This is a genomic window from Clostridium sp. DSM 17811 (assembly GCF_018861905.1).
Taxonomy (GTDB): Bacteria; Bacillota; Clostridia; order Clostridiales; family Clostridiaceae; genus Clostridium_AD; species Clostridium_AD frigoriphilum.
Window position 1 is genome coordinate 1 of sequence record NZ_JAHLDU010000065.1, and the last position, 3775, is coordinate 3775.

Genomic DNA, 3775 nt, shown 5'->3' on the forward strand with positions numbered 1-3775 from the left:
TATGGCCTGAAGGTAACACCCGTTCCCATACCGAACACGAAGGTTAAGCTTCAATGCGCCGATGGTACTGCAGGGGTGACCTTGTGGAAGAGTAGGTTGTCGCCAGGTAATAAAAAAGACACTAAGTTATAACTTAGTGTCTTTTGTTTTGCGTAAACAAAATGTACCTCATAGAGTGACTTTGTTAATTGTCTACTCTACGGGGTACATTTTAAATTTCAAAACCACCTCTAATCATTTAGTTATTTTACTATTGGTTCAATACTATCAAATAACTCTTTACTAGCTTCTATTGTTTTGCTATTACCAATAGTTGTAATTCTATTTTCTTTTAATCCATCTTCAAATATTTCAGAATAAGATTTTAGGTCATCAGAAGTTGTATTTAGAATTTCATCTATACAGTTTTGACGATAATCATCGCTTACTCCACTAAAATATAATATATCAGATTTATAAGCTTTTTCATATATCGAGTTTGGTATATAGTAACTTTTTAAAGCATCTAGCTTATATTGATTTAATTGCATTGGTGATATTTTATCAGCATTTTCCAAAAATTTAGGTATCGTCTTTATATCTTGGAAAGATTCCTTAATTCTAGGGTCTCTATAAGTAAATATAGTCATTTCTCCAGTTTCATCAGCTGATAGATAAGCACCATATGCTCCACCTTTAACTCTTAAAGTATCCCATAAGAACGAATTTACAAGAGGAGACAATACTTGGAGACTTCCTTTAACATTGTATCCTAGATCTTTGTAGTTAAAAGATTGAATGTTATAATTAATAGGAGATTCGATTGTATATGCTTCTTTTTTGTCGCTAAATTTAAATTTATAATTTTGAGTAGTTAATTTATCAGAAGGAAGATTAGTAATAATGTTTGTCAAATTAGTTTGGAACTTTTTAAATTCCTTATCTTCAACAGTAACACTTAAAGTTAAGTTGTTTTTATTGAAAATAGTTTTTGAAACCTCCGTAAGATTTTTAACTAGTTCATCATATTTTCTATCGAAATTTTTACTAAGGTCACTAATGAAATTATAGTATTCTATACCTGCTAAATTATTCATATAGGCAGAGTATGCACTGTTATTACTTGAATTCTTATTGAGTGCTAAGGAGATAGCATTATTTGCAATTGAAGAATCTAAGTTTGCTTTAGTATTATCTATTATTAGTTTTAATTTTTCTTTGTCATTTATTTTAGTATCCTTAATGACTTCCAACATTAATTTTGTTACATTTGGTGCATTTTCGTTTAAAGAAGTTGCACTAAATTGTAAGGTTGGAGTATAAGTGTTTTTATGATTAATTGAAGGAGCCGCATATGCTGAAGTACTAATTCCATTTGAGTATTTTGCACTTAATTTTGTTAATTCATCTTGAGTGTGAGTTTTTGTATCCATACTACCAAGTAGTGAAGATAATAATTTTATATAAGGAATTTGATTCTGCTTAACTGATGTTGTATCAAAGTATAATGATAAATTGTTTGTTCCATTGGTAGACATTGGATGATAAAGTACTTTAACCCCATCTACGCGATTTATTTCAAGTGGTGTTTTAGTGATTTTAGGGGTTAGAGCATCAACATTAACCAGTGGAAGTTTTGATAATACTTCAGGTGATTCTGGTGTTGATTGCCACTCTTTTAATTCAACGTTTGATTTAATTAATGCATTTAAAGATTCTTTACTCAAAGATGATTTATAATCAGCTAATTTTTTCACTTCTGCTTCTTTTTCTTTATCATTTAAACCAGGTACAGCTTTAAATGTTACTAAAGAGCTGAATTTATTGTTTACAAATTTATCATCAATAAGTTTTTCAAAATAATGAGTTTTTGAAGCGTTTTTAAATTTTTCCATGAATGCATCATTAGATTTAAAAGGGGCTAACATATTTGTGTCATAAGCAAAACCCATACTAGCAAGATCATATAATGATCTTCCAGTATCTTTGGTGTAGGATTTGCCAAGTTTCTCAGATAAGTCAACGCTACTTAAGGTAGAAGCTAATAAATCTTTATCTATACCTTGTTTTGATATTTCTTTTAATGAATTCATAACTGTTTTTTCGAATAATTCTTTTTGTTTCCTATCTGTGTTAGATGCAAGGATTGTTGTAATAGATTGTGCTTGTCCAGGAAGTGAAAATGCACTTATATTTTTAAAACCAGCATCCCTTAGATTTTTATGCAAAATTGAGTTTTCATTATTTAAAACTAACGATGTGAATAAATTAGTTCCTACTAATTGTTCAAGATCAGAAGAATTATCAGTAACAAAGTTTAATGCAAGATAGTCTTTATTATCTGCTGGTTGTTCTTTTGGAATTCCGTATTCAGTTTCACTATATTTTCTTTCGGTAAATGAATTTTGTTTAACTATTTTTGAGTCAATAGGCGTTTTAGTAGCTTTGCTTAAAAAGCTTTCATCAATATGTTTTAATTTATCATCTAAAGGTGTATCTCCATATATGAATATAAAACTGTTTGATGGATTATAATATTTTTTATAATAATCAACAAGCTCTTTATATGACAAGTCAGTTATATGCTTTGGATCTCCACCAGAATTAAAATTGTAAGTTGTATTAGGCAGTAAACTCCTATTAATTGCTGTCATTAGTTGTTGCTCAGGTGAACTCGATGCACCTTTCATTTCATTAAGGACTACACCTGTATCTTCAATTTGATTTTTCGGATCAGTTATTTCATGGTGCCAAGCTTCTTCTCTAAAAATGTTTTCTAAGGATTGAACCCTTGGATTATAAACCATATCAAGATAAACATCCATTAAGTTATTAAACTCCTGTTCATTTACTGTAGCAAATGGATAGAAGGTTCTATCAGCTTGTGTATATCCATTCATTTCGTTGGAAAGAGAACCATTCAAAAAATACGTAAGCAATTGTTTAATAGGATATTTATTAGAACCACCCATTAAAAGTGAATGCTCTAATATGTGAGGTTTACCAGTATTATCGTCAGTAGGTGTTCTGAAAGTTACTGCAAAGTATTTATTTGGGTCAGCGTTTTTAAACTGAACAAGTCTAGCACCACTTTTTACATGTTCAAATATTCTGCCTACAGCATTATAATCTTTTAATTGACCATCTTCAATAAGCTTAAAGCCATGATAAACCTGACCGACCTTATAGTTTTCTCCAATTTCTTTAGTAACAGTTTTAGCTGGTGCTACTTTTGTAACAGTTGTTTTCGCACTTACAGAAAGAATAGGATTAGCTAATGTTCCTATAAAGCACATAACAGTAAGTGCGCTACAAAAAATTCTTAATCTCTTCATGTTGTTTCCCCCTAGTAATTAAAATTTTACCATATTAAATTTATTTTTATTATTTCACACAGTGTTATTCATGATACTACTAATTTTGGAAAATTTCAACAGATTATGAAGTGATAGATGTAGTAGAAAACCTATGATATTAAACAAAATATGCATTCTAGCAATAATGCCAATATTGAAATTATTGACAATATTAAAATTACTTATCCATGCGTATCGTAATGCGTAATATTGAACTATATAGATATATATGTAGAAATATGAAGATAGTATAACTAGAACATCTATTTTATAAAAATGTGGATCTATAAATATGATAGAATACTCCTTGTCGTCACATACGAGTGGCACATTGGTCTTTGAAAATTAAACAGAGAAATAGGTAAAGAAATGAAATAATATTTTATTTTAACCAGTCAATTACTTTAGTAAAAGTAATATTTTAGTCGTAAGGCTAAAAA

At 29.3% G+C, this 3775-nt stretch carries 1 protein-coding gene and 1 rRNA gene; one reads left to right on the top strand and one right to left on the bottom strand.

The window, feature by feature from the left end; all coding sequences use genetic code 11:
* Positions 1-108, top strand: a 5S ribosomal RNA gene (rrf, locus tag KPL44_RS24850); the annotation flags it as partial.
* A gap of 134 nt (positions 109-242) precedes the next feature.
* On the opposite strand, the gene KPL44_RS24855 is transcribed toward rrf, so the two are convergent.
* A complete protein-coding gene (locus tag KPL44_RS24855; RefSeq protein WP_216256062.1) occupies positions 243-3314 on the bottom strand; it encodes an insulinase family protein in 3072 nt (1023 codons plus the stop codon).
* Between the last annotated feature and the right edge of the window lie 461 nt (positions 3315-3775).